Source organism: Bradyrhizobium sp. McL0615 (assembly GCF_049993905.1).
Lineage (GTDB): Bacteria > Pseudomonadota > Alphaproteobacteria > Rhizobiales > Xanthobacteraceae > Bradyrhizobium.
Window position 1 is genome coordinate 3,718,813 of sequence record NZ_CP188254.1, and the last position, 24,929, is coordinate 3,743,741.

Sequence of the window (24,929 nt, forward strand, 5' to 3'; positions counted from 1 at the left end):
TGCGTTGATGGATGAGGCATCAGCCAAGCCGACGCAGGCCTTCCACATCGAGACTGCGGGCCGCGCCTCACGCGCCGCCGCGTTTGCCGCCGGGTTCATTCTGCTGATCCTGGTTCTGCTTCCGGTCTTCGCCGGCCGCAACCTGATTCAGGACCTGATCTTCCTGTTCTACATGCTGGCGCTCGCGCAATGCTGGAACCTGCTCGCAGGCTATGCCGGCCTGATCTCGGTCGGCCAACAGGCCTTTGTCGGCCTCGGCGGCTACCTCCTGTTTGCGCTCACGCTGCTCGGCGGCCTCAATCCCTTGCTCGCCATTCCGATCGCTGGCCTTGTCTCCGCCCTGTTCGCGCTGCCAACTGCGCTCATCGTATTCCGCTTGCGCGGGGCCTATTTCGCGATCGGAACCTGGGTGGTGGCCGAGGTCTATCGTCTCGTCATCGCGCAGGTGAAGCCGCTCGGCGGCGGCACCGGGACGTCGCTTACGCCGTCCGTCACATCGTCCGTTCCCGGTATCGAATGGGTCAAATCCCTGCTTGACGTGCGCACGCCGGCGGCGCGTGACATCGTCTCCTATTGGGTGGCGCTGGCGTTGGCGGCCGGCACGCTCGCCCTTGTCTATCTCATCCTCCGGTCGCGCCGCGGCCTTGCTTTGGGCGCGATCCGCGACCACGAAGCCGCAGCCGCCGGTCTCGGTGTCGATATCTATCGGATCAAGCTTGCCGTTTATGTCGCGACCGCTGCCATGACCGGCATGATCGGTGCGCTCATCTACCTTCAGAAGGCGCGCATCTCACCCGACGCGGCCTTCTCGGTGCTCGATTGGACCGCCTATGTCATCTTCATCGTCGTGATCGGCGGCATCGGCACGATGGAAGGTCCGGTCATCGGCGCGATCGTTTTCTATCTGATGCAGCGCTATCTCGCCGACTTCGGCGCCTCGTATCTCATTCTGCTCGGCGCACTCGGAATTCTGGTCATGCTGTTTGCACCAAAGGGCCTGTGGGGCCTCGTTTCCGAACGCTACGATCTGACGCTGTTTCCGACGCGGCGTCGACTTGTCGTTAGCGCCCGTGATCATGAGAGGAGGGCATAGCGGTTATGACTCATCCTCTCTGTCGCGATCGGCAATCCCCTCAGGTCTTGCGCAAGCGGGAGGCTATCTTTTGTCGCCATGATATTTACCCTCCAAGATAAGCCTCGGCGAATGCGCGGATCGTCGGCAAGAGCCGACGATGGCCCGGACAGTGTGATCGTGCCGGTCTCCATCACGAAGGCGCGCACGGAAATATCGAGCGCCATCACCGAATTCTGCTCGACCAGAAGGGCGTTCGTTCATATTGGTAACGTAACGACTGAGTTGCCCTTTAAGGGAAGCGGCGGTGCTGTACACGGTTTGCGCATAGCTTTCGATCTGACCTTCGTCAAAAGCATGAAGCAATGACAAATGAATCGTTCCAGCGACACCATTCCGAAATTGAATTGGCGCAACAAAATAAAATGCCTTGGAATTGACGCGCCAGGGCGACACGCGCAATCGATTAGCGCCCTTTCGGCGTCCGACGTGATTGCTTCGTGAGTTTTGTTCGATGCAATAAGCTTATGGGAAACCACCCATAACGGTCGCCTTGCTTAAACCGCCAGGCGTTACGCGAGCTTTGAAATCAAAGCCGGCGACAGCTCGCTTGCAATGTTTAGTAAATTGTGTTTCACTAAACAAATCGAGCTTCGCCGGTCCTCAAGAATCCGGGTGGCGCGAGGAAACGTCAGTTCAGTCACTAAGCCCGTCAAGGACTGTGTCGCACTGCTCGAAGCATTCGAGCGGGCAGGAACGCCGCGCCATGTCGATGGCCGGTTCAAATGGAGGGAAATGCGCATGAAGAATAGCATGAAGGCGCTTTTTGCTGCAGGCGGCGCTCTCGCCGCTGCGCTCGGCATCGGAGCGGCGACCACGCCCGCGCACGCGCAAGGCAAGACGATCACGCTGTGCTGGGCCGCATGGGACCCGGCCAACGCGCTGGTCGAACTGTCGAAGGATTTTACCGCCAAGAGCGGGATCGGCATGAAGTTCGAGTTCGTGCCGTGGACCAATTATGCCGATCGCTTCCTGAACGAACTCAACTCGCGCGGTTCGCTATGCGATCTCATCATCGGCGATTCACAGTGGATCGGCGGCGCCGCGGAGAACGGCCAGTACGTCAAGCTGAACGATTTCTTCAAGAAGGAAGGCATCAGCATGGACGACTACATGCCGGCCACCGTGGTCGGCTATTCGCAGTGGCCGAAGAACACACCGAATTACTGGGCGTTGCCGGCGATGGGCGACGCGGTGGGCTGGACCTATCGCAAGGATTGGTTTGCGCGCCCCGACGTGCAGAAAGATTTCAAGGCCAAATATGGCCGGGATCTCGCTGTGCCGAACACGCTCGATGAGCTGCGCGACATCGCACAGTTCTTCCAGGGGCGCGAGATCGACGGCAAGAAGGTCTATGGTGCATCGATCTATACCGAGCGCGGTTCGGAAGGCATCACCATGGGCGTTTCGAACTATCTCTACGACTATGGCTTCAAATATCAGGACCCCAACAAGCCGTATGCAATGGATGGCTTTGTCAACTCGGCGGGTGCCGTCAAGGGGCTCGAAGCCTACAAGGAGCTCTACAAGTGCTGCACGCCCCCCGGTGCTTCCAATTCCTACATGTCGGAAGGTCTTGATGCGTTCAAGTCCGGCCAGGTGGCGCTGCAGATGAACTTCTTCGCCTTCTTCCCGGGCCTCTACAAGGACCCCAATGTCGGCGGCGACAAGATCGGCTTCTTCTCTAATCCCGCCGCTACCACCCAGGCAACCCAACTCGGCGGACAGGGCATCTCCGTGGTTTCCTATTCCAAGAACCAGGGTGAAGCGCTGCAATACATCAAATGGTTCTCCGGCAATGATGTGCAGAAGAAGTGGTGGGCGCTGGGCGGCTATTCCTGCGCCAAATCCGTGCTGAACGACCCGAGCTTCCCGGACAGCGCGCCGTTCGCCAAGGAGTTCCTGAAGTCGATGGGTATGGTGGTCGATTTCTGGGCCGAGCCCTCCTACGCGCAACTCCTGCAGGCCGAGCAGAAGCGCGTGCATGACTACGTGGTCGCCGACAAAGGGACTGCGAAGGAAGCGCTCGACGGGCTGGTGAAAGATTGGAAAGCCATCTTCAAGGAAGAGGGCAAGAAGTTCTAGGATAGCGGCCTGGAGCGCGGTTCGCTCGCACTCCAGGCCGTTCTTTTCCACAATACCAGGACACTCCTTCGAAGCCGACGATCGCGGCGCATCAGGACCAGCCGACGCCATGAATGATTTGAGTGCCTCATCGCGGATCACATACGGCGCTGTGCCCGTGAAGCCCGCCGTGGTGCGTCGGATCCGGGGCTTGTCGGACAAGGCGCTCGCATGGCTCTTCATTACCCCGACGATCGTACTGCTGCTGGCGATCAATATCTTCCCGCTGGTGTGGACGATCTATCTGTCATTCACCAACTATCGGGCCAACCGGGCCAATGCCCCGGTGAAGTGGCTGGGGATCGATTGGTACCAGACGATCCTGACGGATCCGGACATCTGGGCGGCGATGCAGGTGACGGCACATTTCGTGTTCTGGACCGTCGTCATCGAGACCGTGGTTGGGTTCGGTCTTGCCTTCCTGATCGACAAGAAATTCCGTGGCCACGGTATGTGGACGACGATCATCCTGCTGCCGATGATGCTTTCGCCGGCCGTGGTCGGCAATTTCTGGACGTTTCTCTACCAGCCGCAAATCGGGCTGTTCAACTATGTGGTCGCTTTCCTCACCGGCCGCTCCGCATCGTCGTTCCAGATGCTGGGTGATGTAACGTTGAGCCCCTGGGCGATCGTCATCGTCGACGCCTGGATGTGGACGCCTTATGTGATGCTGATCTGCCTTGCCGGCCTGCGATCGATCCCGGATTACATCTATGAGGCGGCGGAGGTCGACCGCGCATCGAAATGGCGGCAATTCTGGTCGATCACGCTGCCGATGGCGTTGCCGTTCATCATGCTTGCCGTGCTGTTCCGCGGCATCGAGAACTTCAAGATGTTCGACATGGTCAACCTGCTCACCGGGGGTGGGCCGGGATCGACCACCGAAGTCGCCTCGATCACGCTCAAGCGCGCGGCTTTCGAGAGCTGGCGGACGGGTTATTCGTCGGCCTTCGCGATCATTCTGTTCGTGACGGTGTTTGGCCTCGCCAACATCTATGTCAAGGCGCTGAACCGGGTGAAGAGCCGATGAGCATCGCCAACACCGCCCATTCCGTCGTCGAACCATCGCCCGGCACCCGGCGGTTCGCAGGCTCACTCGTGGTGCTCTACGCCGTGATAACCATGATCCCGCTGCTCTGGATCGTGCTGACCTCGTTCAAGTCGCCGGATGATGCGATCTCCTATCCGCCAAAAGTCTTCTTCACGCCGTCACTCGAAGGTTTCTGCAACCTGTTCACGACGCGCTCGCGGCAGACGCCGGAATTCATCCGCACGCTGGGACCGCCCCAGGGGCTTTGCGATGAAATTGCGCGCGGTCGCAATATGGTGGTCGCCGGACCGTCGAACTATGTGCCGCGTTTCATCAATTCGCTGATCATCGCCTTCGGCTCAACCGTGCTTGCGGTCGCTCTCGGTACGTTGTCGGCCTACGGCTTCTCGCGATTCCGCGTGCCGCTGAAGGACGATCTGCTGTTCTTCATCCTGTCGACGCGGATGATGCCGCCGATCGCAGTCGCGATCCCGATCTACCTGATGTACCGCACCATCGGGCTGTCGGATACAAGGCTCGGCATGATCCTGCTCTATACTTCGGTCAACGTCTCGCTCGCGGTCTGGCTTCTTAAGGGCTTCATCGACGAGATCCCGCGGGAGTACGAGGAAGCGGCCATGATCGACGGCTACACGCGCTTTCAGGCCTTCGTGAAGGTGGTGCTGCCGCAGGCGACGACGGGAATCGCGGCAACGGCGATCTTCTGCCTGATCTTCGCCTGGAACGAGTACGCTTTCGCGGTGCTTCTGACCTCCGGCAACGCTCAGACGGCGCCGCCCTTCATTCCGATCATCATCGGGGAGGGCGGACAGGACTGGCCTGCGGTCGCCGCCGGTACGACGCTGTTTCTGGTACCGATTGTCGTATTCACGGTGCTCCTGCGCAAACACTTGTTGCGCGGCATTACCTTTGGAGCCGTTCGCAAATGAGCCTCGATACACATTCCTCCATGCCGAGCAGCTTCGCGGACAGAATTCTGCGGCGCGGTCCGCTGGAAGCCATTGCGACGGCGATCATTGCCGCGGGCGTCGTCATGCTGATGCAGCCATTTTCGCTGACGCTCTATTCCTGGTCGTTCGCGACCACGCTGTTCGGTACGGTGATGTTCATCATTGTCTCGAAGGTCAGGGAGTAGGGCGGATGGCACAGATCCGGGTCGAAGCGCTCGACAAATCCTTCGGGGACTTCCATGCCGTCAAGGAAGCCAGCTTCACGGTGGAGGACGGCGAGTTCCTCTGTCTGCTGGGTCCTTCCGGCTGCGGCAAGACGACAACGCTGCGCATGATTGCAGGACTGGAATTGCCGACGGCCGGCACCATTCGGTTGGACGGCGAGGACGTCACGATGAACCGCGCGTCGGCCCGCGATATCGCTTTCGTGTTCCAGCTCTTCGCTCTCTATCCGCATATGAATGTCCGGCGAAACATCGGTTTCCCCCTGAAATGCGAGGGCATCGGCGCGGCGGAAGCCGGTCGGCGAGTTGTGGAGGCCGCACGCATCCTGCGCATTTCACATCTTCTCGACAGGCCGGTGTCGGGTCTTGCAGGCGGCGATCGGCAGCGCGTCGCGCTTGGACGCGCGATCGTGCGCAAGCCGAAATGCTTCCTGATGGACGAGCCGCTCGGAGCGCTCGATACTGAAATGCGCGAGGCGATGATCCGTGAACTGCGCGCACTGCACGACCGGCTTGGAGCGACCACGGTCTATGTTACGCACGATCAGCTCGAGGCCATGGCGATGGCCGATATGATCGCTGTGATGAACAACGGTGTCGTCGAGCAAGTCGCGAGCCCGCGCGACATCTATGATCGGCCGGCCTCACTCTTCGTTGCAGATTTCATTGGCTCGCCGCCGATGAACTTCCTGCCGTTCCGCGGCAGCCTGGAAGCCGGCGTGCAGGAGATCCGGCTCGGCGAGCGCGAGGTTGCCATTCCGGCGGCGCGCGAGGGGCTGCCGGAAAGCGATCTCGTTCTCGGGGTCAGGCCCGAGCATGTGCGTTTCGCCGATCGCGGCGCGGTGCGGGGCGAGATCTACGGGACCGAGTATCTCGGCACGACGCAGATCGTCACCGTGACGACGCGCTATGGCGCACTCAAGGCCCGATCGCCCGCCAGCGTGTCGTTTCGGACCGGAGAGAATGTCGGGCTCGACTTCCGGCCCGATACGCTGTCGATCTTCGACAAGGCGTCCGGCCGCGCGATTCGTACCGTATTGCATGAGGGAGGCGTCCATGGCTGAGGTCGAGATCAGGTCGGTCTCCAAGGCGTTCAAGAAGACGCAGGCCGTCAGCGATCTGTCGCTGACCGTCGGCGACGGCGAGTTCGTTACCTTGCTCGGGCCAACGGGTGCCGGCAAGACGACGACGTTGCGTCTGATCGCCGGACTGGAGATGCCCGACCGTGGTTCGATCCGGATCGGCGGACGCGACGTGACCGGTGACGCGCCGGCCGACCGCGACGTGGCTTTCGTGTTCCAGCAGTATTCGTTGTATCCGCATCTGACCGTGTTCGAGAACATGGCATTTGCGTTACGCGCGCCGATCCGCCGCGTACCGGAGGCCGAGATCCGCGCGAAGGTGCGGGAAGTCGCGCGCCTTCTCCACATCGAAACCAAGCTGGACAACAAGGCAACGCAGTTGTCGGGCGGACAGATGCAGCGGGTCGCGATCGGCCGGGCCCTGGTGCGCTCGCCCGCGATCTATCTGATGGACGAGCCGCTCTCATCGCTGGATGCCAAGCTGCGCGGTGAAATGCGGCTTGAACTCAAGCGTATCCAGACCGATCTCGGCGCGACCATCCTCTATGTCACCCATGATCAGACCGAAGCGATGACCATGGCTTCGCGCATCGGTGTCATCGAGGGCGGGCGCCTGCTGCAGATAGGTACGCCGCGCGAGATCTACGAGAACCCGATCAACGCTCATGTCGCCGCGCGGCTTGGCCAGCCGGCGATCAACCTGCTGCCGGCGACTCTCTTTGCCGGTGTGCCGCGCGGGGCCATGACCATTGGCGCGCGCACCGAGCACCTGACGATCGCGCGCGGCGGCGGTGACGTACAAGCGACCGTCAAGCGGATCGAGCATCTCGGCGACCAGAGCCATCTCCATATTGACCTTGGCGGTCAACCCGTCGTGACATTGTCCGACCCTGAAGCCAGGCTCGGCGCCGGGGATATCGTGTCGCTTCGCCTCAACGAGCCGCTGTTCTTCGATGCGGATGGCGGGAGGGTCGCGGCATGAGTCTTGATCGGGCAGCCAGGGAAAGACTGGTGCGGGCGCTCGCAGCGTCGGTGATCGAACATGCCGAAGAGCTGACCAGCCTGGACCAGGCAATCGGCGACGGCGATCACGGATTGAACATGAAGCGGGGTTTCGAGGCCGTGCTCGCCACGCTGCCCGGCCTCGCCGAAAAATCGTTGCCGGAGATGCTGAAGGCGATTGGAATGACGCTGGTCATGAAGGTCGGCGGCGCTTCCGGGCCACTGGTCGGCACCTTCTTCATGGAGCTCGGCAAGGCGCTTTCGGAGCAGCCGACGCGCGCCGATCTCGTCGCTGCGGCAGATAAGGCGATCGGCGCGGTCAAGCTCCGCGGGCGTTCGGAAGAGGGGCAGAAAACATTGCTGGACGTTCTGGTGCCCGTGCAAGCCGTATTTGCGAGTGGAGGCGATGCCAGGGCGATTGCGGCCGAGGCGGCGCAAGCCGCCGATCGCACGACACCGATGCTTGCAACCCGCGGCCGGGCATCCTTCCTCGGCGAAAGATCCATCGGTCATATGGACCCGGGGTCTCGCTCGGCGTCCCTCCTGATTGGCGCAGCCGTTGCGGCGTTGGAATTCGAGGCAGTTTCATGAGCAATTCAAGTTCCGGAAATGTCGGCATCGTCATCGTTTCGCATTCCTCCAAAATCGCGGAAGGCGCGGCGGACATGGTGCGCCAGATGGTAGGCAATGCCGTGCCGCTCGCCTGGACGGGCGGCGATACCGATGGAGGGCTCGGCACCAATGTCGCCGGCATCCTGGAGGCAATCGAGGCGGCCTGGTCGCCGGTCGGCGTGGCGATCCTGGTCGATCTCGGCGGCGCTGAGACGAATTCGGAAATGGCGGTAGAGATGCTGCCTGAAGAACGGCGTGCGCGCGTCGTTGTCTGCAATGCGCCGGTGGTTGAAGGCGCTGTGATCGCAGCGACCGAATCCTCGGGTGGTTCATCGCTTGCCGCCGTCAAACGTAGCGCGGAGGAATTCTATGCATGATGTTAACGCCAGCCTGGCGGCCAACGCCTTCGCGCCGCTGACGGCCTCGGCGGTTCTCGTCAACGCCGTCGGTCTTCATGCGCGGCCATCGGTCAAACTCACGCAGTGCGCGAAAGGCTTCGCAGCGAAGATCGAATTTGCGCTTGCGCCGGACGGGCCCTGGACCGATGCGAAGAGTCCGGTGAAGGTGATGCGCGTGAAGGCACCGCAGGGAGCGACGCTGCATTTCCGCGTCGCCGGCCCCGATGGCAAGGCAGCGCTTGCTGCCGTGCTTGCGCTGGTGCATGACGGTTTCGGCGAGGCCTGATCGCGGTGACAGAGATTCATCTCATCGGCCGTGCTGCCTCGCCGGGTCTTGCGATCGGACCGGTCACCATGCTGACTGCGGCTGTGGCCACGCGAACGGCGAGCGACGATCCCGCGCAGGAGGCGGCGGCACTGCGGGCGGCGATTGAAGGCGCGAGGGCGGAGATCGCCGAGCAGATCAAGACGATTCAGGGCGAGGTGGCCGACATTCTGGAATTCCAGGTCGCCATGCTTGAAGATGATGCGCTGGCGGATGCGGCATATGAGGTCATCTCGCAGGGGATCACTGCCCACCATGCTTGGCGCTTGGCACTCGACGTGGAAATCGCTGGCTATCGCGCTGCTGAAGACGAATATTTCCGTGCCCGTGCCGCCGATATCGTCGACATCCGCGACCGCGTGCTTGCGCATCTGAGCGGCGTGGACACGGTCGCCAGGATTACCGGTGGCTCGATCGTGGCGGCTGACGACATCACGCCTTCCGCTTTTCTTGCCGCTGACTGGTCGCACGGGGGCGCCATCGCACTGGCTGCGGGCTCACCTTCTTCGCATGTCGCGATGTTGGCGCGGGCGCGCGGGGCGCCCATGGTGGTTGGGCTCGGCCCATTGTCGTGGAACGGGGAGCCACCGGCGTTGGCGCTGGTCGATGGCGACGCAGGAAGCGTGATCTTCGATCCCGAGCCGGAGACGCGTCGCTTGTTCGAGCAGCGCATGGTGGCTTCGAACGCTGCGCTGGCCGCCGCCGAAGCCGCGAGCCTTGCGCCTGCCTATACGGCCGATGGCCGGCGGATCGCTGTTCTGCTCAACATCGCCGCCCCTGAAGACCTTGCGCGCCTCGGTCCCGCGATTTGCGACGGCATCGGTCTCGTGCGCACGGAATTCCTGTTCGAGGCGTCTCACGGCCTGCCGGACGAGGACACGCAGTATGCGATCTATCGGCGCATTCTTGAGTGGGCCCAGGGAAGGCCGGTAACGATCCGCACCCTCGATGCCGGCGGGGACAAGCCGATTGCCGGCTTGACGGTTGACGGCGAGAGCAATCCGTTTCTCGGCCTTCGCGGCATCCGCCTCTCGCTGGCGCGGCCGGAGGTGTTCCGCGTGCAACTGCGGGCGCTGGCACGTGCGGCCGTGCACGGGGTGTTGAAAGTAATGCTGCCGATGATCGCGGTTCCCTCGGAACTCGATCGCGCCGGTGCCATGCTTGACGCCGAGGTCGTAGCACTGAAGGCGAAAGGGATCGCCTGTGCCCGCCCGCCACTCGGTATCATGATCGAGGTTCCGGCGGCGGCGCTCTGCGCCGAGGATTTCGACGCCGCGTTCTATTCGATCGGCTCGAACGACCTGACGCAGTACACGATGGCCGCGGCGCGAGATATCGGCGCGGTGGCCGACCTCAACGATGCAGGCAATCCGGCGGTGCTGGCGCTGATCGTCCGCACCGTTGAGGCTGCCCGCAAGCGCAGTGTCGAGGTCTCGCTGTGTGGCGACGCGGCGGCCGACACCCGCCTCACGACGGCGCTGCTTGCGACCGGCTTGCGGACCCTCTCGGTGGCGCCGTTGACCGTAGCGCGGCTCAAGACCGCGATCGCAAAGGTAGGTTCATGACGGACGAAGCAGACGAAGACACGCGTGCGCCGGGCGACAGCAATGTTGCTGACTACAAGGTCATCCTGCGGCGGGTGCTCGACAACCGGCCGTCGGGCACCAGGCTCAGGCTTGCGGCGGCGCTGGGCAAGAACCGCTCCTTCGTGACCCAGATTACCAATCCGGCTTATCTGGTCCCGATTCCGGCGAAGCATGTCCCGATCATCTTCGAAGTCTGCCATCTGTCCGGCGCCGAGCGCGCGGCTTTCCTGGAAGCCTACGGACGCGCGCATCCGGGCCGGCTGCGCCCATCCCATCGCGAAGCGCGCACGCGCACCATCGCGGTGACGGTGCCCGATCTTGGCGACGACAAGAAGAACCGCGCGCTCGAGCAGTTCGTCATCGATTTTGCGGCGCAGCTCGCGCGCTACGCGGAGAGCGTCGGCTGATGGATTGTTTTGAACCGCAAGTGAATCATCGGGAGGGCGTTTATGAAAAAGCTGATCAACGGCGCCGAGACGGTACTCGAGGAAAGTCTTGACGGCTTTGCGGCCGCGCATGCGGATATCCTGCTTCTTGGTGCCGAGCGCAAATTCGTGCGCCGTCGGTCGTTGAAGCCGGGCAAGGTCGCACTGATTTCAGGCGGCGGTTCGGGGCATGAGCCGCTGCATGCGGGCTTTGTCGGCCGCGGTATGCTCGATGCCGCCTGCCCCGGCCAGGTCTTCACCTCGCCGACGCCGGACCAGATGGTCGAGGCCGCCGAGGCCGTTGACACCGGCGCAGGTGTTCTCTTCATCGTCAAGAACTATGAAGGCGATGTGATGAACTTCACCATGGCTGCAGAGATGGCCGGCCGGGAAGTGGCGAGCGTGGTGACGAACGACGACGTGGCGGTCGAGAAGTCGACCTACACGACCGGTCGCCGCGGTGTTGCGGGGACACTGATCGTGGAAAAGATGGTCGGCGCGGCGGCCGAGACCGGAATGCCATTGGCGGCCCTCAAGGCGCTCGGCGACGACGTCAACCAGCGCACCCGCTCGATGGGCGTGGCGCTCATGCCGTGTACCGTGCCGGCGGCGGGGCGCCCGAATTTCACGCTGGCCGACGACGAAATGGAAATGGGTGTCGGCATTCATGGCGAGCCTGGCCGGCGCAGGGTACGGCTGGCTCCCGCCGATGCGATTGCCGAGGAACTCGTTGGCGCGATCCTCAAGGATCTTGCGCCGAAGCAGGGCAGCGAAGTGCTGCTTCTCGTCAACGGTTTCGGCGCAACGCCGCTGATCGAACTCTATTTGATGGTCAACAGCGCAAAGCGAATTTTGGTCGGTGCGGGGATCAAGGCGACGCGTTTCCTGACCGGATCCTATGTGACAGCTCTCGACATGGCCGGTGTCTCGATCACCGTATCCGCGCTCGATGGCCAGGCGAAGGAATTGTGGGATGCTCCGGTGCACACAGCGGCGCTGCGCTGGGGCACTTGATCACATCTCGCGGCTTAGTTTTCGTTGCAGCCGAAGAGCTGTCGGTTCCGTCCTACCTTGGCGAGTCCGCAAGGGGGCCGGCTATTGAAATATCGTTCGATTCCGCGCCTGATCCAAAGCCGACATTTCGCTCGTCAAAATCTAGCTTTGACCGCGTAACCAAATCTTGCGCGAATGGACGTGCTCGGCTTGTCGGCAGCCTCCGTCTTGCGCCGTCGTTATCGAGATACGGCGGGTGGGCCAAGTACAGCGCAAGATCACCGGTTCAGAGGTCAAGAACAAGGCGACCTCCTTTCGACCCGGAGCAACAAATCATCATCGTTTCGCCTGAAGCGCGCTCGTCCTCCGTCAAGATCTGATCGTGGTGATCGGGCGCGCCTGCCAGAACCCTGGTCTCGCATTGCCCGCAGATACCCTGCTGACACGAGAAGGGCAGATCAAGGCCCTCCGTGAGCAGCGCATCGAGAATAGTCGTTCCCGGCGGCACCAGGACCGCGCGCTCGCTTCGGGCCAGCACGACCGTGAAGCCAGCATGGCTGCCTTCGGCGGGCATCGCGGCGAAACGCTCGAAACGAACGCGCTCTTCCGGGATCGCCTGGGCTGCTTGCCGAAACGCCGCAATCATCGATTCTGGACCGCAACAATAAAAGTGGGCTGCCGGATCTGACGACCCGATCAAAGCCGCGATGTCCAGCGGCTGGCCGGCTGTTCGCCGGCTGCCCCAGAAGCGAACGCGATCGCCGTGGCGGGCAAGGGCGTTCGTGAAAGCTGTGTGGTTCGACCGCGTTGCATAATGCAGTTCCCAGGACAAGCCATTCGCTGCTGCATGGTCCACCATGGTCATGATCGGCGTGATGCCGATCCCGCCAGCGACGAACACCGAGTGAGTTGCGTCGGGGTCGAACGAAAAATGGTTCCGGGGGTCGCCGACCAGGAGACACGTGCCGACGCGGAGATCTTCATGCAGGAAGCGCGAGCCGCCGCGGCTTGCGGGAGCACGCTTGACCGCAACGACGTAGCGGTCCGGCCGCAACTCCAACAACGAGTATTGCCGTACAAGGCCGTTCGGCAAATGGACATCGATGTGATCGCCCGGGCTCGCCGGGGGCAACGCGATGCCGGGCCGTGACACAAACTCATAAGCGTGCGTGTCCTCGGCCAGATAGCGGATCGCGTCTACCTTGACCTCAAGGGGCATCAGTCTCCTCAAGGAAGAAGTTGCCGGCCTTGACCTCGATCAGTTCCGCTCCATTTGTCCCCGCGCCAATCGGATCCTTGCCTTCTTCAACCGCTTTGATCTGCCGCGCGAGCAGCCGCCGCAGCATCACAATGCCCTTGTCGGTCATACCGAGCCTCTCTTCGGAATGGAGAGTGATCGGGCCCTGACCAAACTGGGCTTCAAAATCGTCCGGAAACAGGCGGTGTTCTTCGTCTGTCATCTCGGTCCATAGTTTGCCATCGTGGTTCACCAGCCGGGATCGCCTGGAGTAGAGCGGCTCGGCCCCGTTCGGCACCCGTGCGACGCCAAGCGAACGATGCGACGTATCGTCGGCCGGCACCAGCCAAGCCACTTCGCGCCCCTTGCCCGATGTCATCTCGATCGACGGCACGATGCGGACGTTGGGTAGCAGGACCTGCGTGATCCTTCGAAACGTCCGTCCGTTGATATCGCGGATCGAATTGGTCGCGACGCCGTGGTCGAGGTAATCCCAATTGACTTTGGGCAGCACGCCAAGCTCCTCGCGAAACTGAACGCCGCTGAAGCGCGCGTGCAGGATCACGACATGGAAAGGGTCGATGACGTTCTCGTAATTCTGCAGCCAGTTGTAGGGGACATTCGGATTGGCGGCGTTGCGGCCGCCGCCGACATAGAAGCTGTCGCGATCCTGTTCGAGGTGTTCGTCGTCGCCAAGATTTTCGAGCGTGTCGTAACGCGGAAGCGGCGGCTTTCGATCGAGCGGCCCCATATAGGCGAAGACGAGGCCGTAGCGTTCCTCGACGGGGTACCAGGGCTGGCGCGCCTTGTCGCGATGGAGGCCACCCTCAGGCTCGCACGGCTGTTCAAGACAGTGTCCTTGCACGTCGAAGAGCCAGCCGTGATAGCAGCAGCGGATTCCGGACTCTTCGACCTTGCCGTAATAGAGCATGGTGCCGCGATGGCAGCAGCGCGCATGCAGGAGCCCGGCGCGTCCCCTGCCGTCGCGGAACAGGATCAGGTCCTCGCCCAGCACTCGCACGCGCTGGGGCACGGAAGTCACCGTGTCGGATACGCCGACCGGATGCCAGTAACGGCGCAGAAATTCGCCCCCCGGGGTGCCCGCGCCCACACGGGTAAGTGATTCATCGAACGTGCCCGGTGGCTTGCCGTATCCGCCGCCGTCGATCTGCCGCCCCGAAGGTTTCGCGGTCGTCATACTCATGCTCATCTCCAGAAGACTCTGCGGCTTGAGTTTGGCCGCACGAGGAATGCTTGCATCAAGTCACTATTGATAGATTTCGCGCGCCAGGCGGAGCATCTCGTCTTGCCGATCGGCGCTCGAAGTACCGAGCGGTTTCGAGCAGGGCGCCTCCAGGCCGGCCACTTCCGGCACCGGCTTGCCGTTCACCGTTGTGTAGCCGCCGCGGGCAAATATCTCCTGGGCCTCATCGCTGAGGTAAAAATTCATCAACAGGCGCGCTGCGTTGGGATGTGGCGCACCCTTCAGCATTGTCAGGTCGAAGCGTACATAGGGGCAGCCTTCCTCGGGCGCGACGAACCTCACGGGAAGCCCTTTGATGGCGACGTAGTAGGGGAGAACCTCGGGAACAAGCAGCGGGTATTCGCCGCGTGTTATGCGCCGCTCGGCATTGCGGATGTCCCGGACAAAGGCAGGATTCTGCTTAGCGAATTCTCGGTGAAAATCCGCGCCCAGCTTGTCGGTAAGCACGAAAAAGAGGATCGAGCCGCCACCCAGCGCGCGCATGTCGTCGGCCAGGATCTTGTTCTGCCATTTCGGATCAAGGAGGTCGCGCCAACTCTTGGGTTCGTCGCCGGGTTTGACGAGGTTGTTATTCACCAGGATGCCATAGCTCAGCGTATTGGAGCTGAGACGCGTCCCGTCGGCGACATAAGGGGGGACGACGTTCTTTGCGTTTGGAATGTCACCATAGGGCTGAAAGGCGCCTTCTGCGCTCATCCGTTCGGTCGGCGTGCTCCCGTTATAATGCACGTCACCCACAGCCCGCCCCGCGCTCTGTTCGATGCGGATGCGCTCCAGAATTTCGCTGGCGCGTCCTTCAAGGACGTCAACACGGATCCCGTAGCGCTGCTTGAACAGGTTGTTGATCTCGGTGACTGGCGGGGCGCCCGGCGCCGCGCTGTAGATCGTAACCGAGCCTTCTTTCTCGGCATTGGCGACGACTGCATCCCAGTTAGGTGTCTGCGATTGTGCAGGCTTCGAAAGGGCGGTTGCAGCGATGACCACGACGACGATGGACGAAGCGATCCATCTCCAACCCGCGCGCGAGCCGCATGCGATGACGCCCAACCGTTCGCCCATGATGTCCGTCTCCCTTGCGATTTTTTTAACTGAAGCGATTTAGTTGCGTTTCGCAAGTTTTGAAATAGCTGTCAAGGGCGTGTAAGGAGAATGGTCTCATGCACGAGTGACGATATCGCCTGCATGATGCCTGCCCCTGCGTGGGGCTCTTGAGATGCCTTTTGGGGGGATAGCTGCGCGTGACAAAGGTCAGGAAACGCGAGAAGAGGGCTCACGGCGACATCGAGCCAAAAAAAATGAAGACTGAAGCTGGCTACGATCGTTCGTTGCCGCTTGAGCAATGGATATCCTATCGCTTCGGCCTGATTTTAGGCCGCGTCGGCAAGTTTACCGCCGATATGTACAGGACCAAACATCAGTTGAGCCAACCGGCCTGGCGATCGCTGGCCGTGATTGCCCGCTATGAGCCCCTCTCGGCCAAGGAGCTTGCAGGGCGCACGTCGTCTGACCCGTTCAAGGTTGCGCGCGCACTCGAGGCGCTGACCACTCAAGGCTTGATCGAGAGGGATGCTGATCCAAGCGACCGGCGCAAGGCTCGCCTCAGACTGACCAGGAAGGGCTGGCTCGTCTATCGTGACGTCGAGCGTTTGTCGCAGAATCTCGAACGCTATTTAAGGGAAACGCTCCATCCCGACGACCTCCGAAGGCTGGAAAAGACCATAGATATTCTGGACGGGCGAGTGGCAGAACTCATGGATCGTTTCAAGTGGCAGGATTTGATGGGTGACTGAATGCCCGCCGCTTGAACAACCTGACGCATCGTGTGGTTCCTTATTTTCATTTTCGTCAACCTGGCCGGCTTAAGCACGGGCCAATAGATCGGCGGGCTTGAGTGAATCGTGCGATGCCATCCCTGAAGTCGGCGGGCGGGCTTCGGCTCCGATGGTTCAATTGTCGAAAAAATCCCTCCAGCCTCGGCTCCTGACCTGATCTTCGATGCGGTGGTCGAGCTTGTCGAGGAGACGCCGAAGCCCGGCGAGCTCGGTCGCGCTGAGTCCATTGGTGATCTCCCGTTCGACCCGGACGGAAAATTTCTCGATTTCCCTGTAAACCTTTCGGCCTTCGCGCGTGAGGCCGAGGCTCGCGCGACGACGGTCCGCGCTGTCGACGCCACGACGAATAAGACCGCGGCGGACAAGCAGTTCGATGGCGCGGGCGACTTTGGAGGGATCCGACGACGTAAGTGCGCCGAGCTGTGTCGCAGTAAGTGGCTGATGTCGGGCAATCACCGCAAGACTGCGCCATGCCGGCATCGTCAGATCGTGGCGGCTGACATACATCTGCGCGATGTAATTGCCCAAGCGGGCCGCGATGCGGCTGAAGCGATAGCCGATCCAGTGCTCGAGCGGCGGCGGCGAATGTTTGCTTTTCATGGAGAGAAATATCTCAGCAATGAGTCGTCGAAACTATAGAGCTCTCCATAAGGTGACTCAACGAACGGGACGGTTGGTCGCGTGCGCATTGACCTAGATCAATAATACTTGCATAATGAAACTAATTCTAAATTGTGCAGCGCACGATAAAAAACAGGGAGATCGTCATGTCCAAGGCAACCGATGGTCATGATTTAACGCGCGTCGGTCCCGGCACTGTCATGGGCGAAATGATGCGGCAATACTGGATTCCGGCCGCAGCTTCTTCTGAATTGAAGCCGGACGGCGATCCGATGCGGCTCATGCTGCTTGGCGAAGCCCTGATTGCGTTTCGCGATAGCTCTGGTCGGGTAGGGGTACTCGACCATCGCTGCCCACACCGCTGTGCCTCGCTGTTCCTCGGTCGGAACGAGGAAAACGGTATCCGTTGTGTCTACCACGGTTGGAAGTTCGACGTGGACGGGCGCTGCCTTGAGATGCCGAACGTGCCTCCACCGCAGGACTTTAAAGAGAAGGTGCGGGCCAAGAGCTATAAAGTGCGGGAGCAGGCCGGGCTCATCTGGGTTTACATGGGAACCAGGGCCGAGCCGCCTCCGATGCCCATGTTGGAGGCCTTATACGTTCCCGAACAGGATCTCACCTTTACGCTGCTGCAGCGGGAAGCCAATTGGTTGCAGGGGCTAGAGGGTGACATTGACACTTCGCACTTCGGCTTTCTCCACGCAGGTCACGTCAAAGCCGAGGATTTCGAGGAGGGCCATCCGGCCCGCCATACGGTGGCGAACCGTGCGCCGGAATACAAGGTCGGTGATACCGAATGGGGCACGATGTACGGAGCTTATCGGCCCGAGACGGACGGACGCATGCATTGGCGCATGGCGCATTTCTGCCTGCCGTTCTGGACGCAGACTCCCAACGCGGATTTTGCCGATCATGTCGTCGCGAAAGCGTGGGTACCGATGGACGATACCCATACGATGCTGATCTCGATTTACGGAGGCAAGGCCAAGGGGGCGACCTATTCGTCATCGAAGCTGAAGTCGGGCTCGGGCATCAGTGGCGCGGATCCGCTGGACTACCTGCCCAACACAACGGACTGGTTCGGGCGCTGGAGGGCCGTGCAGAACCTCGGCAACGATTGGGAGATCGATCGGGAGGCGCAACGCACAAATCGCGTCTATACCGGCATTCGCAACATCGTGATGCAGGATCAAGCCGTCACCGAAAGCATGGGCCCGATCGTCGATCACACAATGGAGCATCTCGCTCCCAGCGACATCATGATCTCGCGCACCAGGCGGCGCTTATTGACAGTTGCCCGCGAGTTCGCTGAGAAGGGGATTGTTCCTCCCGGCGTCGACGATACGGAAGTGTTCTGGAATGCCCGCGCCGGATCGTTTTACGCCGACGGCAAGATCGATTGGCTGGAAGCCTACGATCAGCAACTCAAGAGCGCCATCCGCTGGCCCGCGTCGGGCCAGCAAGCTGCGGAGTAGGAGCATGCCTTCGGACCTTCGACTCAAGACGGCACTTATCACGCGACGGGCCGCCCTGCTGGGGCTGGCCGCCGGAACGGCGGCGCTGTCTGCCTCGCGGTCGGGGCGTGCGGAAGACGAGTGGGGCAAGCTCGTTGCGGCGGCCAGGAAGGAGGGGCGTGTTGTTCTTTACAGCGCGTTCGTCGGCCTTGCCACGCACCAGGCCCTCAAGAAGGATTTCGAGGCATCCTACGGCATAACGGTCGATATATTGGAAGCAAGGGCAAGCGAGGTGCGGGAGCGGATCCGCATCGAGCAGGCGGCAGGGCGGTTTGCGGCAGACGTGTCCGAGAACGGACGCACGACCACGACCCTGCAGATGGAACAGGATCGTGTCTTCGATCCCTATGGGCCGCTTCCGAGCCTTGGGCATTTCAAGCCGGAATTTCGCAGCGATGACATCCGGCTTCCGGTGTTTGCCATCGTCTACGGAATTCTCGCCAACACGCAGCTCGTCAAAGCCGGCGAAGAACCGAAGAGCTGGCTTGATCTCGCCGATCCACGCTGGAAGGGCAAGATATTGAGCGATGACTTCCGTGCGTTGGGCGGTGGAGGCGTGCTGTTTTATGTTCTCCAGGAGAAGTTTGGACGCGACTTCATGGAGAAGCTCGCCAAGCAGGACCTGAAGTTCAGTCGCGAGATTCCTGCAAACGAGCGGCGGATCGCGCGGGGAGAGTATCCGCTCTATATTCCGCAGAACCTGACGTCGATACGCGATCTCAAGGGGCTTCCCGTCAAGTTCCTGATGCCGAATGAAGGGCTGCCCTATATCGGCTATGATCTGGCGCTGCTCAAGAATGCGCCGCATCCAAATGCCGCGCGCCTGCTCATGGAATACTATCTGGGCCAGAAGATGCAAAAGAGCTTCGCGGATCTCGGCCTGCTTCCTGTGACGTCCAAGGAATTGCCTGGAGTTGATCCTGCTGTGGCAGAAGTTGAAAAGAGCAAGCTGCTTGGCACGACCGACGCCGCGAAAATGGACAAGATGCTGGTGCTTGCGCGCGAGATCTATCCTTAAATTGCTGTATGTGGCGCGGGGTTACTTGGGCGGCACCCCGCAAAGCCGCAGGAGCCACGTGGAGAGTTCGCAATGCAAAACGCGCAAGCAGCAGGTCTTTCGGCCGGATTACAGGGCGCAATCGATTGCGATCTGCACCCGGCTGTTCCGTCAATGGCAGTCCTGTTTCCCTATCTCGACGAGTATTGGCGCGAGATGGTCTCCGTCCGGGCGCTCGACCGCCTCAACCTGAGCCTCACGAGCTATCCGCAAAACGCTCCGTTGTCTTGCCGGCCGGACTGGCTGCCGGGAGACGGGACGAAGGCGGGTGCGTCGCTCGCGATGATGCAGGACCACGTGATCGACCGATACAAGCTCCGCTTCGGCATCCTCAACTGCCTTTATGGTGCACAAGTCTTTCACAGCGAGGACATGGCGGCTGCCTTTTGCCGCGCAACCAACGACTGGATCAGGGATGAATGGCTCGGCCGCGACCCGCGGCTGCGCGCGTCGATTGTGATTCCGGCCCACAACACGGCGCTCGCAGTGCAGGAGATCGAACGCCGCGCCGACGATTTCAGGTTCGTTCAAGTGCTGATGCTGGTGTCCGGCGAGGTCACGCTCGGCCGCCGTCAGCTCTGGCCGATCTACAAGCTGGCCGAACAGCTAAACCTTCCGATCGGGATCCACGCCGGCAGCGCCTACCGCTATGCGCCGACCGCCGTCGGGTGGCCGTCCTATTATGTCGAAGACTACATCGCTCAATCCGCGGCCTTCGAGAACCAGCTGCAGAGCATGATCTCCGAAGGCGTCTTCTCCAAGTTTCCCGACCTGAAGGTGGTGGCGATCGAATCCGGGTTGACCTGGCTGAGCGGATTCATCTGGCGGGCGGACAAAACCTGGAAGGGCGTTCGGGCCGAGGTTCCCTGGGTGACGAGGGCGCCTTCGGAGATCTTGAGAGATCACGTTCGACTTACGGCACAGCCCATCGACGCTGCCGACGAGCGCGAAGCCATCCTGCGGCTGGTCGACCATCTCAAGTCGGACAAGCTGTTCCTGTTTTCCACCGACTATCCGCATTGGCAGTTCGACGGTGACGAGGTGTTGCCCGCCAGTTTGCCTGAGACGTTGACCCGAAACATCCTGTCCGACAATGCGCTGGCCACCTACCCGCGGTTGTCGAAGGCAGATCAGACCATGGAGATTGCCCGATGAGCGTCATGGATCTGCAACGAAAGAGTCCCGCGCAGCACAGGCTTCAGGTCATCGACTGCGATATCCATCCGGCGATGACGTCGTGGAAGGAAATCCACCCCTACCTCGAAAAGCGCTGGATCGAGCATCTTGCGGTCTACGGAAGCCACTTGCGGCACGCGTTTTCCGAGGCGCTGTCGCATCCGCGCATGTCGCCGGACGCAGCAAGGGTCGATGCGTATCCGGAAGAGGGCGGGCCACCGGGTTCGAGCCTCGACTTGATGAGGAAGCAGCATCTCGATCCGAACGGCGTTGAAGTCGGGATGCTCATTCCTCTCCGCTGGAATCCTGGCAGCCAGAGAAATCTCGACTTCGGGGCGGCGCTGACAAGGGCCATGAACACCTGGCAGGTGGAACGGTGGGTGAAGCAGGAGCCGCGGCTTCGCGCCTCCGTACTCGTTGCGCAGGAAGACACGGTTGCCTCCGTTGCCGAAATCGACGCACGAGGGGGCGATCCGAATTTCACGCAGATCCTGCTGCTGCCGCGGACCGATGAGCCTCTCGGACGGCGACGCTACTGGCCGATCTTCGAAGCCGCCGTCCGCAACAACCTCCCGATCACAGTCCATGTCGGGGGCACCAACGGCCATCCTTCTACCGGCGGAGGCTGGGGCTCCTATTACATGGAGGAGCATCACATGGTCTCGCAGGCCATGCAGGCCGTGCTGGCAAGCCTCGTTTTTGAAGGTGTGTTTGAACGGTTTCCGCAGTTGCGCGTCGTGATTATGGAAGGCGGACTTGGCTGGATACCTTCCTTCAGTGCGCGAATGGACAAGCATTGGAACAGGCTCCGAAGCGAAGTCCCACACGTGAAGCGGCCGCCGTCCGATTACGTGCAACAGCATGTCTGGTTCACGACCCAGCCGATGGAGGAGCCGGGAAGCGCTGCGGCCCTGCTGGAGTTGTTCGATCGAATAGGCTGGGATCGCTTGCTGTTCGCAACGGACTATCCCCATTGGGATTACGACGATCCTCGCTACTCCTTCAAGGCGAATCTGACCGACGCGCAGCGGCAACAGCTCCTGTACGGCAATGCGTTTCACTTTTACGGGTTCGACAAGTGACCCGTCATGTCGTTGCCACCGTCGACCAGGTGCCCCCCGGACAGCGGCTTCTTGTAACGGTCGCGGGCAGGGAAATCGGGATATTCAACATCGACGGCGAGTATTTTGCCGTCGGAAATCGGTGCCCGCACAACGGCGCATCGCTGTGCAAGGGAAGAATCGTCGGCCTGGTCGAAGCCAGCCAGCCGGGTTCGTATCAGTTCAGCCGCAAGGGCGAGCTCCTGCGCTGTCCGTGGCACGGCTGGGAGTTCGACCTGCGCAGCGGAAAGTCATGGTGTGAGCCTGACCGCACGAAGGTGCGAAGCTACGAAGCGAAAGTCGAGCCGGGCGAAGCGCTGGTCGAAGGGGATCTTCGGGCGGAGACGTTCCCGGTATCCGTCGAAAAAGAATACGTCGTGCTCGAATTGTAGCGCGGCCAGGAAACCAAATTTTGTGGGAGGATTTTCGATGATCAAGGCGTTCAAGGCGTTGGCTCTGGTCTGCGTCATTTGGGTGACGACCCCGGCGTATGCGGAGCAGTCTTGGGATGCCGTGGTCGAGGCCGCCAAGAAGGAAGGCAAGGTTGCGGTCTACAACATGACATTGGGCGCGCCTTATTTCGTGGCGGTCATCAAGTCCTTCGAAGCCAAATATGGCATCTCGGTCGAGAGCCTCGACCTGCGGGCGAGCGAACTGGCGGAACGGATCCGGACCGAGCAATCGGCGGGTCGCTACCTCGGTGACGTCGAGATGATCGCGACGACGATGATCGAGGAGCAGCTCCTGAACGGCGACTACATTCAGAAGCTGCCGCCGATCCCGAACGCAGCGAATCTCCGTTCGCCGTTTCGAGCCAGCGAATTCGCGGTTCCTGCCTTCGTGCAACCAATGGGGATCCTGATCAATACGCGTATGGTCTCCGAGAAGGACTTGCCGAAGAGCTGGAATGACCTCAACGATCCGAAGTGGAAGGGCAAGATCCTTTCCGACGACATGAGACCGCTTGGAAGCGGCAACACTATGTTCGCGATCCTGCAGAAGCATATCGGTCCCGAGTTCAACGACAAGCTGGTCGAGCAGAAGCCCGTCTTCAGCCGTGACATGCGCAATGACGCCCGCCGTGTTGCGCGGGGCGAGTACCCGATCTACGTCCCGCAGATCTTTGCTTTCGCCTCCGATCTCAAGGGTCTTCCGGTCAAGGTCATCATACCGGAAGAGGGCGCGCCTTATGCCGAGATGGATTTTGCCGTCCTGAAAAACGCGCCGCATCCCAACGCCGCCCGTCTCTTTATCCACCATTTCCTGTCCACGGAAGCGCAGCTCATCTACGCCAATGCGTGGATGCTGCCTGTTGTGAAGGGTGTGGCCGAGCAGGCAAATCCCGACGCGCAGCCGTTCGCCAATGCCAAGTTGATCGGTCCGGCCAAACTCGCCGAGAGGCCTTCAATGATGTCTTTGGCCAAGAAACTTTATCCCTAAGCAGATCATGACCGCCTCAGCCGAAGAACGCATAGACCGATTCAACAAGGCCCGTATGCCCGCTCGTGTTTCGACGTGGCGGCGATCTGGTATTCCGATCCTGCGCGGTCCGGCGATTGCCGTCATCGCACTCGTCCTCATCCTGGGGTTTCTTTCGGTCTATCCGCTGTCCATGCTGCTCTACGGCAGCCTGCATTCGACGCCGCCGGGCATGGCAGGTACGTTCAATCTGGACGGATACCGGGAGGTGATAACCCGGCAAAACCTGATCACGTTGCTCAATACGGTCGGGATATCACTCGCCAAGACCATTCCGTCCGTGGTGATCGCGGTTGTGCTCGCCTGGATCCTGGCGCGGACGGACACACCGTTTCGCGGCACGCTGGAAGTCTTGATCACCCTGCCATTCTTCATTCCTCCAATCCTGACCGCGATGGCCTGGGGAATGCTGGGAAACCCGCAGGTCGGGCTGCTCAATCAGCTTTTCCAATGGGCGACCGGGTCGAGCATTGCGCCGATCAACGTCTATTCGTACGGGGGGGTGGTCTGGCACATGATGCAGTACTCGGTGCCATTTCTCTTCCTGCTGATCGTCGATGCGTTCAGGGCGATGGACCCAAGCTTGGAAGAGGCTGCCCGGATGTGCGGTGCGGCGCGCTGGAGGACCTTCCGCACGATCACGCTGCAGCTCATGCTGCCTGCGCTGACGGGCGCAGCGATCCTCAGCTTTATCCGGGGCATCGAAAATTTCGAGTCACCACTCTTCTTTGGATCGCCAGCGGGCATCCGGGTCATCACGACGGACATTTACGATTCGATCAATCAGCGTTCGCCGCCGCAGTATCAATACGCGACGGCAACCAGTTTTGTCATCATGGTCCTGTTGTTCCTCATCGTGCTGCTGCAGTGGAAGTTGCTTCGCGGCCGCAGCTTCACGACGGTTACGGGAAAGGGATACTCACCGGGGGTCGTCAAACTCGGAAGGTGGCGCTGGGCGACGTTCACCTTTTGCGTGAGCTTCTTCTTCCTGACGGTCATCCTTCCCATTGGACAGCTCTTCATAGGGTCATTCTTCAAGTTCTTCGGATTCTATCAGCGGGACATGCTCACGCTCGATCATTACCGCGCCGTATTCGGCAGTAGCGAGTTCTGGCGGGGGCTCGGCAACACGATGTATTTGGGTTTGGCCGGCGCGTCCCTGACGATGGTCCTGGGCGGTGTCGTTGCCTATGTGTCGGTGCGGACGAAGTGGCGCGGCCGTCTGCTGATCGATGCAATGGCGTGGTTGCCCTGGATGATGCCGGGTATCGTGCTCGGTGTCGGATTCCTGTGGGGCTTCGCGCTGCTGCCCCATGCGGTTCCGATTTACGGCACGATCTGGGCTCTCCTGCTCGCCTATATCTCGCTTGGCACCCCGCTATCCGTTCGTGTCATGTCGAGCGCTTATGCCCAGCTCTCGTACGATCTCGAGGAATGCTCTCGCGTCCACGGTGCGAACTGGCTGCAAACGATGTGGCGCGTCGTGATCGCGCTGGCATGGCCTTCCTTCGCGATCGGATGGGTCCTCATCTTCTTCGGGATCATGCGAGAGCTCAGCGCGTCGGTCCTGCTCTATTCGGTCGGATCGGAAGTGCTTTCCGTGGTGTTGCTGAAGCTTTGGGCGAACGGAAACGCCGAACAGGTGAGTGTCATCGGATTGATCATGATGGCACTCGTGCTGATCTTCCGTTGGGTTCAATTGAAAATCATGAAATCTCAACTCGGTACGTTGAGAGCTTAAGGGA

The 24,929-nt window shown here is 61.0% G+C and carries 26 protein-coding genes; 21 read left to right on the forward strand and 5 right to left on the reverse strand.

The features are described from left to right. Positions 1 to 7 precede the first annotated feature (7 nt). Complete coding sequence (locus ACPPVP_RS17525) at positions 8 to 1,093, forward strand: branched-chain amino acid ABC transporter permease (RefSeq protein WP_426536435.1); 1,086 nt, start codon at positions 8 to 10, stop codon at positions 1,091 to 1,093. Here ACPPVP_RS17525 and ACPPVP_RS17530 read toward each other — a convergent pair. Next, the gene (locus ACPPVP_RS17530) at positions 1,075 to 1,299 is read right to left on the reverse strand and encodes a hypothetical protein (RefSeq protein ID WP_426536437.1); all 225 of its coding nucleotides are present in this window, start codon (positions 1,297 to 1,299) and stop codon (positions 1,075 to 1,077) included. The genes ACPPVP_RS17525 and ACPPVP_RS17530 overlap by 19 nt on opposite strands. A 574-nt stretch (positions 1,300 to 1,873) precedes the next feature. On the opposite strand from ACPPVP_RS17530, the gene ACPPVP_RS17535 reads away from it, so the two are divergent. The 12 genes from ACPPVP_RS17535 (at position 1,874) to dhaK (ending at position 11,925) form a co-directional block, all read left to right on the forward strand. Next, positions 1,874 to 3,217 (forward strand): ABC transporter substrate-binding protein, encoded by a 1,344-nt coding sequence (locus ACPPVP_RS17535; RefSeq protein ID WP_426536439.1) that lies wholly within the window; start codon positions 1,874 to 1,876, stop codon positions 3,215 to 3,217. A 109-nt stretch (positions 3,218 to 3,326) separates the two neighbouring features. Then, positions 3,327 to 4,286 (forward strand): carbohydrate ABC transporter permease, encoded by a 960-nt coding sequence (locus tag ACPPVP_RS17540; protein ID WP_426536441.1) that lies wholly within the window; start codon positions 3,327 to 3,329, stop codon positions 4,284 to 4,286. Further along, a complete protein-coding gene (locus ACPPVP_RS17545) occupies positions 4,283 to 5,236 on the forward strand; it encodes a carbohydrate ABC transporter permease (protein ID WP_426536443.1) in 954 nt (317 codons plus the stop codon). Before ACPPVP_RS17540 ends, ACPPVP_RS17545 begins: the two co-directional genes overlap by 4 nt. Further along, positions 5,233 to 5,442: a hypothetical protein gene (locus tag ACPPVP_RS17550; RefSeq protein WP_426536445.1), complete on the forward strand. Its 210-nt coding sequence runs from the start codon at positions 5,233 to 5,235 to the stop codon at positions 5,440 to 5,442. The genes ACPPVP_RS17545 and ACPPVP_RS17550 overlap by 4 nt, the downstream gene beginning before the upstream one ends. Positions 5,443 to 5,447: 5 nt before the next feature. Then, complete coding sequence (locus tag ACPPVP_RS17555) at positions 5,448 to 6,545, forward strand: ABC transporter ATP-binding protein (RefSeq protein ID WP_426536447.1); 1,098 nt, start codon at positions 5,448 to 5,450, stop codon at positions 6,543 to 6,545. Continuing rightward, complete coding sequence (locus ACPPVP_RS17560) at positions 6,538 to 7,545, forward strand: ABC transporter ATP-binding protein (protein WP_426536449.1); 1,008 nt, start codon at positions 6,538 to 6,540, stop codon at positions 7,543 to 7,545. Before ACPPVP_RS17555 ends, ACPPVP_RS17560 begins: the two co-directional genes overlap by 8 nt. Beyond that, positions 7,542 to 8,156 carry a dihydroxyacetone kinase subunit DhaL gene (dhaL, locus tag ACPPVP_RS17565; RefSeq protein ID WP_426536451.1) on the forward strand — a complete coding sequence of 205 codons (615 nt, stop codon included), beginning with the start codon at positions 7,542 to 7,544 and terminating at the stop codon, positions 8,154 to 8,156. Before ACPPVP_RS17560 ends, dhaL begins: the two co-directional genes overlap by 4 nt. Further along, positions 8,153 to 8,554 carry a dihydroxyacetone kinase phosphoryl donor subunit DhaM gene (dhaM, locus tag ACPPVP_RS17570; RefSeq protein ID WP_426536453.1) on the forward strand — a complete coding sequence of 134 codons (402 nt, stop codon included), beginning with the start codon at positions 8,153 to 8,155 and terminating at the stop codon, positions 8,552 to 8,554. Before dhaL ends, dhaM begins: the two co-directional genes overlap by 4 nt. Beyond that, positions 8,547 to 8,861: an HPr family phosphocarrier protein gene (locus ACPPVP_RS17575; protein WP_426536455.1), complete on the forward strand. Its 315-nt coding sequence runs from the start codon at positions 8,547 to 8,549 to the stop codon at positions 8,859 to 8,861. The genes dhaM and ACPPVP_RS17575 overlap by 8 nt, the downstream gene beginning before the upstream one ends. A 5-nt stretch (positions 8,862 to 8,866) precedes the next feature. Beyond that, positions 8,867 to 10,465 carry a phosphoenolpyruvate--protein phosphotransferase gene (gene ptsP / locus ACPPVP_RS17580; protein WP_426536457.1) on the forward strand — a complete coding sequence of 533 codons (1,599 nt, stop codon included), beginning with the start codon at positions 8,867 to 8,869 and terminating at the stop codon, positions 10,463 to 10,465. After that, positions 10,462 to 10,893, forward strand: a complete 432-nt coding sequence (locus tag ACPPVP_RS17585) for a hypothetical protein (RefSeq protein WP_426536459.1) — start codon at positions 10,462 to 10,464, stop codon at positions 10,891 to 10,893. The genes ptsP and ACPPVP_RS17585 overlap by 4 nt, the downstream gene beginning before the upstream one ends. Before the next feature lie 42 nt (positions 10,894 to 10,935). Continuing rightward, entirely contained in the window at positions 10,936 to 11,925 is a 990-nt protein-coding gene (gene dhaK, locus ACPPVP_RS17590) for a dihydroxyacetone kinase subunit DhaK (RefSeq protein ID WP_426536461.1), read from the forward strand. Positions 11,926 to 12,190: 265 nt separating this feature from the next. Here the strand turns inward: dhaK and ACPPVP_RS17595 are convergent, their stop codons facing one another. The 3 genes from ACPPVP_RS17595 to ACPPVP_RS17605 all read right to left on the reverse strand — a co-directional run bounded on the left by ACPPVP_RS17595 (position 12,191) and on the right by ACPPVP_RS17605 (position 15,464). Further along, positions 12,191 to 13,123 (reverse strand): PDR/VanB family oxidoreductase, encoded by a 933-nt coding sequence (locus ACPPVP_RS17595; RefSeq protein WP_426536463.1) that lies wholly within the window; start codon positions 13,121 to 13,123, stop codon positions 12,191 to 12,193. After that, complete coding sequence (locus ACPPVP_RS17600; protein WP_426536465.1) at positions 13,113 to 14,345, reverse strand: Rieske 2Fe-2S domain-containing protein; 1,233 nt, start codon at positions 14,343 to 14,345, stop codon at positions 13,113 to 13,115. The genes ACPPVP_RS17595 and ACPPVP_RS17600 overlap by 11 nt, the downstream gene beginning before the upstream one ends. Before the next feature lie 63 nt (positions 14,346 to 14,408). After that, positions 14,409 to 15,464 (reverse strand): ABC transporter substrate-binding protein, encoded by a 1,056-nt coding sequence (locus ACPPVP_RS17605; RefSeq protein WP_426536467.1) that lies wholly within the window; start codon positions 15,462 to 15,464, stop codon positions 14,409 to 14,411. 179 nt (positions 15,465 to 15,643) lie between these two features. Between ACPPVP_RS17605 and ACPPVP_RS17610 the strand changes: the two genes are divergently transcribed. Then, a complete protein-coding gene (locus ACPPVP_RS17610; protein ID WP_426536469.1) occupies positions 15,644 to 16,195 on the forward strand; it encodes a MarR family winged helix-turn-helix transcriptional regulator in 552 nt (183 codons plus the stop codon). Positions 16,196 to 16,351: 156 nt separating this feature from the next. On the opposite strand, the gene ACPPVP_RS17615 is transcribed toward ACPPVP_RS17610, so the two are convergent. Beyond that, the gene (locus ACPPVP_RS17615) at positions 16,352 to 16,837 is read right to left on the reverse strand and encodes a MarR family winged helix-turn-helix transcriptional regulator (RefSeq protein WP_426536471.1); all 486 of its coding nucleotides are present in this window, start codon (positions 16,835 to 16,837) and stop codon (positions 16,352 to 16,354) included. Between the two features lie 167 nt (positions 16,838 to 17,004). Here ACPPVP_RS17615 and ACPPVP_RS17620 point away from each other — a divergent pair, with 167 nt between their 5' ends. From ACPPVP_RS17620 to ACPPVP_RS17650, 7 genes are all read left to right on the forward strand, one after another. Beyond that, the gene (locus ACPPVP_RS17620; protein ID WP_426536473.1) at positions 17,005 to 18,333 is read left to right on the forward strand and encodes a Rieske 2Fe-2S domain-containing protein; all 1,329 of its coding nucleotides are present in this window, start codon (positions 17,005 to 17,007) and stop codon (positions 18,331 to 18,333) included. After that, a complete protein-coding gene (locus tag ACPPVP_RS17625; protein WP_426536475.1) occupies positions 18,218 to 19,390 on the forward strand; it encodes an ABC transporter substrate-binding protein in 1,173 nt (390 codons plus the stop codon). The genes ACPPVP_RS17620 and ACPPVP_RS17625 overlap by 116 nt, the downstream gene beginning before the upstream one ends. 72 nt (positions 19,391 to 19,462) lie before the next feature. Further along, positions 19,463 to 20,584 (forward strand): amidohydrolase family protein, encoded by a 1,122-nt coding sequence (locus ACPPVP_RS17630; RefSeq protein ID WP_426536477.1) that lies wholly within the window; start codon positions 19,463 to 19,465, stop codon positions 20,582 to 20,584. After that, a complete protein-coding gene (locus tag ACPPVP_RS17635) occupies positions 20,581 to 21,687 on the forward strand; it encodes an amidohydrolase family protein (RefSeq protein ID WP_426536479.1) in 1,107 nt (368 codons plus the stop codon). The genes ACPPVP_RS17630 and ACPPVP_RS17635 overlap by 4 nt, the downstream gene beginning before the upstream one ends. Continuing rightward, complete coding sequence (locus tag ACPPVP_RS17640) at positions 21,684 to 22,097, forward strand: Rieske (2Fe-2S) protein (RefSeq protein ID WP_426536481.1); 414 nt, start codon at positions 21,684 to 21,686, stop codon at positions 22,095 to 22,097. The genes ACPPVP_RS17635 and ACPPVP_RS17640 overlap by 4 nt, the downstream gene beginning before the upstream one ends. 37 nt (positions 22,098 to 22,134) lie before the next feature. After that, positions 22,135 to 23,145 carry an ABC transporter substrate-binding protein gene (locus tag ACPPVP_RS17645; RefSeq protein ID WP_426536483.1) on the forward strand — a complete coding sequence of 337 codons (1,011 nt, stop codon included), beginning with the start codon at positions 22,135 to 22,137 and terminating at the stop codon, positions 23,143 to 23,145. Positions 23,146 to 23,152: 7 nt separating this feature from the next. Then, a complete protein-coding gene (locus ACPPVP_RS17650) occupies positions 23,153 to 24,925 on the forward strand; it encodes an ABC transporter permease (protein WP_426536485.1) in 1,773 nt (590 codons plus the stop codon). The last annotated feature ends 4 nt before the right edge of the window (positions 24,926 to 24,929 follow it).